At 71.0% G+C, this 4,773-nt stretch carries 3 protein-coding genes; all 3 read right to left on the bottom strand.

Annotation, left to right across the window (positions count from 1 at the left end; genetic code table 11):
- Positions 1–297: 297 nt before the first annotated feature.
- Genes LLG88_11150 through LLG88_11160 form a run of 3 tightly spaced genes read right to left on the bottom strand, consistent with a single transcriptional unit; the run spans position 298 to position 4,617 of the window.
- Positions 298–1,023 (bottom strand): hypothetical protein, encoded by a 726-nt coding sequence (locus tag LLG88_11150; GenBank protein ID MCE5247459.1) that lies wholly within the window; start codon positions 1,021–1,023, stop codon positions 298–300.
- Positions 1,023–3,050 (bottom strand): hypothetical protein, encoded by a 2,028-nt coding sequence (locus LLG88_11155; GenBank protein MCE5247460.1) that lies wholly within the window; start codon positions 3,048–3,050, stop codon positions 1,023–1,025. Before LLG88_11155 ends, LLG88_11150 begins: the two co-directional genes overlap by 1 nt.
- 49 nt (positions 3,051–3,099) lie before the next feature.
- Entirely contained in the window at positions 3,100–4,617 is a 1,518-nt protein-coding gene (locus LLG88_11160; protein MCE5247461.1) for a hypothetical protein, read from the bottom strand.
- Between the last annotated feature and the right edge of the window lie 156 nt (positions 4,618–4,773).

Raw genomic sequence — 4,773 nt, forward strand, 5'->3', positions numbered from 1 at the left:
CGGCGCGTTCGGGCGCGCGGGCGAGCGACTCGGCGAGCGTCGTGGTCTCCCACTCGGCGCGGCTGCGGCTGACGCGAACGGAGCGGCCCATCTGTTCCTCCTCGCCCCGTCCGGGGCGGACGACATATGTACGGAGGAACGCCCGCGACGGCTGAGCGGCGCCGGATCGGCGCGTCTCCGCGCGGTCCCGCGCCGCGAACAAGGCTCCGGAAGACGGCGGCCCGCGGACCTGCGGACCGAATTCGACGTTTCCGTCGGGACGCGCCGTTTAGCGGCGCGCCCCGACGGCGTTGATCGTCAGTCGGCCGGAACGGCCTTCTGGAGGCTCTTGAGATCCTTCAGCGCGTCCGGCGCCGGATCGGCGGACAGTTCGGCCTTCTCGGCCTCGCAGATCTGCTTGGCGATCGTGCGCACGGTCTGGAACTTCTGGAGTTGGTCGGGAATCTGCTTCCCCGCCTCGGCCAACGCGGCGGCGGAGACGGTGAGACGCTTCACTTCGCCGGCCTTGAGCGGATTCGACGACAGCGCGCCGGCTTGGGACTTCAGCGCCTCGACGGCGCCGGGAATCTTCGTCGCCGCAACGCCGTCCGCCACGAGCATCACGCCGAGCCGCAGGTTCGCCTTGCGGGCCTCGGCGACGCCGTCCTTGCGGTAGCTCTTCCAGTCCGCGGCGAGCTTGGCCAACTCGTCGGCCGCTTGCGAGGCGAGCTTCACCTGGTCGGCGTCGAGGTTGCCGTCCTTGCGGTTCTTGGTCGCCTCGGCGTACTTCTTGGAGATCTCGCGGAACGCGGCGACCTTCTCCGGCGGGAACGCGTTCGCGATATTCTCCGCGGCCCGCATTCCCGTGTCGGTCGCCAGCGTGACGTAGGCCAGAACCTCGAGCGCGTTCTTCGCGCCGTCCTCGCTGCCCGCCTGCTGCGTGTCCTTCTTGCCCGCGAGCTTCCCGAACTGCGCGTTGCTCGCCCCGATGCCGACGGTGGTCACGAGAAACGCCGCGACCAAGAACTTGAACCAGTGTCTCATCACCGCTCCTTCCCGGGGGTTCCCCCCAAGTAACTGCCGAATTGACGCTCGACCGCCCTCTCTTGTAGTCGATCGAAGGCGCCTTCGACGAACGCGGCGACCGCTCGGCCGTCGTCCGCGACGTCGAACGGCGCGCCCTCGCCTTCATCGGAGGACTGATCGAACTGAACCCCGAAGCGGAAGTCGGGCTCCGCGCCCGCACCCGCGCCGAGGGGGTACGCCCTGATCCGCCACGTTCCCCGCATCGCGGCCCGGCGGCCGTCCTTCTCGCGCGAGACGCCCGAGACCTCGAGCGCCAGAGTCGGCAGCCCCAACGCCGCGGATCGCGGCCCGCAGACGACGGCCGCGACGCCGAAGGCCTCGCCGAAGCGGGCCGCGGCGCATCGAACCAACCACTCCCCGGAGAAGAGCCACGGCGCGCCCTCGAACGACGGGTCGGCGCGGAAGAGGCGGCGCGGCTTCTCCGCGCCGGCCGCTCGGTATCGCAGCTCGTCGCCCGCCGCGACGCGTTCCGCGGACAGAACGGAGAGATTGAGGAAGCCGAGCTTGGGCTTCATCGGCTGCAGGAGCCGACCCAGCTCGACGCCGTCCTTGCCGCGCACCGCTCCGCGCGGCCGATACCACGCGAGAGGCGTCGCGCGGCCGGGCGGGCGTCCACGTTCCCACTCGACGCGTCCCGCAAGCTCGACCCGTCCCGTCGCGACGTCGCCCAGCGGACCGATCAGCGGCCCCAGCGCTTCGCGCACGCGCTCGGCCAGCTTGATCAGGGCGTTTCGTTCGAGCGAAAACCAGAGCGCGGCGACATCGACTTCGCGCACGCCCCGCTGCTCGACCACCGCCCGCTCCTCGACGACGGCGACCGTCTTCGCCACTTCGCCGCAGCCCGAAGCCCCCTCGCCGGCGGTCAAGAAGACCGTCGCCCCGAGCCGCAGGCGGAACCATCGTTCGCTCTCGTTGTCCTTCCCGGCGCGACGTCCGGTCCAGCGCTCGAGCTCGGCGAGCTCGACCGTCAGATCCGGGTTGTCCTGCGCCGCCCGGACCAGAGTCTGCTGATGCACCGTGAGCCGCCCCGAGCGCACGAGCGTGGCGTTGCGGGCCACGGCGTCCACGACGCTGCGCCACTGTCTCGCCGCCTCCTCGTCGTGCGGCGCCTGCGGCAGAAGGCGCAGGTTGCCGTCCTTGGAGAGGTAGTCCTCGAAGATATCGAGGGCCCCGTCGGGGTCGATCGCCTCGTCCGCGGGCCGCCGCGGCGCGCCGGGCATCCACCGGACATCGACCAGCGGTTCCCTCCGCTCGGTCGGCTGCGACACGACGACCAACCGCCACCGCTCCCCCGCGGGAATTGCGCGGTCTTCGTCCCCGACATCGCGCAGCAGCGCGAACCTCGGCGCGGTCATCTCGACGCGCGCCCGTCCCCCGCCCTCGGAGACCGCCACCGCGCCGCTCGCCACGCCCCGGAGCGCGCCGAGGGGCCAGACGCCGCCCGCCAAGGCCTCGCCGTCCGGCGGCGCGACGGTCTCCGCGACCAGCACGTACGGCTGAAGGTCCTTCGCCAACTGCGCGACGACGCTCTTGACCCACGCGGCTTGCGCCTCCTTGAACGCGCGTCGGATCGCCTCGTCCGCCTCCGCGAGGCGGCTCGCCCCGACTTCGACCCGCGCCGACACGCAGCGCGTCGCCGCGTACAAGAGCGTGTCCGTCCACGGGTCGAAGGCCGAGACGTCGCCGACGACGGTCGCATCGAAAACGTGGATCGAGCCCGCCACGACGTCGTGCGATACGCGCTCCGCTCCGAGACGCGGGACGAGAACCACCGCGCGTTCGCTCGGCGCCAGCGCCCCGGCGCGGTCGAGCCGTTCCGCGCGCCCCGGATACGCGGCGCGAACCGCCGTCTCCAACTCGTCGGCCAGCGCCTGCGGCGCGCCGGCCCGGGGATCGAGATGCGGCGCGGCCACGACGACGGGCGACACCAAGAGACGCACCGCCCCGGCGTCGTCGGCGGCGAAGGCGCTTCCGCAAGCGAACACGAATAGCGTTGCGGCCGCAAAGGCCGCCGAACGTCCGAACGAGGTCATCTCAGTGGGCGGCGAGGACGGTCGTCCGCTCGTCCATGGTCTTGACGTCGAAGTCGCCGACCAAACCCTCCAGGACGCCGACGACATCGGCCCCCGACCGCCCGGCGAGCGTCACGCTGATCGTCTCGCTGCGCGCCTCGCCGCGGAACTGCGCCGAAAGGGCGAACCCTTGGGCGCGAAGCGCCTTCTTGAGCGGCGCGGAAATCGCGGGGTTCGCGAGGTTGTCGATGCGCACGACGTAGTTCGTCGCCGCGGCGTCCGCCTGCCGTCTCTCGGCCCGTTCCGCCTGCTGCAGCGCCTTCGAGACCTCCGTGACGAGGACCTCGTCGGCCTTTCTCATCGCCAGTTCCACGGCGACGGTCCGCGCGACGTCGTCGCTCGCTTGGTCGCCGGAGTCGCCGACGACGTTCTTCGGCGGCAGGAGGCTGCGCCCGTCCGAGAGCCGGACGACGCGGTAGGTGACCTGCGACGTCCACCGGTGCGCCCCGCCGTCCACCGGAGTGAACCGGTTGAGCGCGATCGCCGCGAAGTCATCCGGCGACAGCTCCGGCCTCTTGCGGAGTTCGGTCCACGCCGCGTGACACAGCTCGTCCTCGTTCGCGAAATCCCGCCCCATCAGATCGACGTCCACGAACGCGGTCGTAAAGCCCGCCGTTTGAAGCAGCTCCTCCAGCTTGGCGCGGACCTCGTTCGTCCGCCCCGCGCCCTTCTTCGAGGCGTCGGCGTAGACCGTCAAGCGATGGTAGTAGCGGCTGTTGTCGTCCGAGCGGTTCTCCGAACTCGCTTCGTTGTTGTACGAGACGGCGGCGCTTTCGGAAGCCGACGCCGCGGAGACGACCGAACGCGCGCTTCCGACTCCGACGCCCCTGCCGGTGCGCACGGCGACGTCGGTCGCGCTCGCCGCCTGTCCTACGGCGATCGAGCGCCGCGCCTGGGCCGAGCCGCTCGTCGAGCGGCTGGCCGAGGCCGACGAATGAACGTCCTTCACGTCCTCCGTCACCTCCTCGTGGAGGACCTGCGGCTCGGAGCGGTTCGGATCGGCGCCCTCCACGGTGTAGGAGAGCACGTGAACCGCGAAGCGCCCCTCCGCTTCCTGCGTCAAGGAGAGCTGGAGCGATCCCTCGAGGTACTCCCGCAGACGCGCGGCGTCGATCCGCAGGACGACGTCGCTCACGGCCGCCCCTTCGCGCACGTCGGCGCCGACGACTTCCGAATCGACAACGAACGCCGCCGAATGGGCCGCGCTCTCGCGGTAGACCTCGTCGGCGCTCGGCCCGAGCTTCTTGCGGTCGCCGAACACTCGCCCGACGGCCTGGCGGACCGCGTCCTCGCGCGCGCGCCGCTCCGCCTCCGCGAGCGCCGCCTGATTCGCCGCGGGGCGCTGCTTCTCCTTGACGACCGCGACTTGCGCCTCGCCGTGGCCGGCGACGCGAAGAACGTCTCCGGCCAGAACCGGAACGATGAACGCGGGCGCGAAGACGACGGACAGAACGACCGCTGCAAAGCGGAATCGACGCATGACGACACCCCCCCAAGCCCCATATGCGGACGATCAGATGCAAGTGGAGCGTAACGTCCCGCACTCGTGAAGTCAACGAGCGGCGAGTGCGTTCGTCGGCGTTTCGCCGCAGGAATGACCTAGCGCGAAGCGAGGCGAACGCCGTCGACTAAAAAG

The sequence above is a fragment of the bacterium genome (genome assembly GCA_021372775.1).
In the GTDB taxonomy this organism is placed as follows: domain Bacteria; phylum Acidobacteriota; class Polarisedimenticolia; order J045; family J045; genus JAJFTU01.

What these genes read in the sequence shown, in the direction of transcription:
- LLG88_11150 (MCE5247459.1), bottom strand. Translation starts at nt 1,023, where the DNA reads ATGAGACACTGGTTCAAGTTCTTGGTCGCGGCGTTTCTCGTGACCACC.
- LLG88_11160 (MCE5247461.1), bottom strand. Translation starts at nt 4,617, where the DNA reads ATGCGTCGATTCCGCTTTGCAGCGGTCGTTCTGTCCGTCGTCTTCGCG.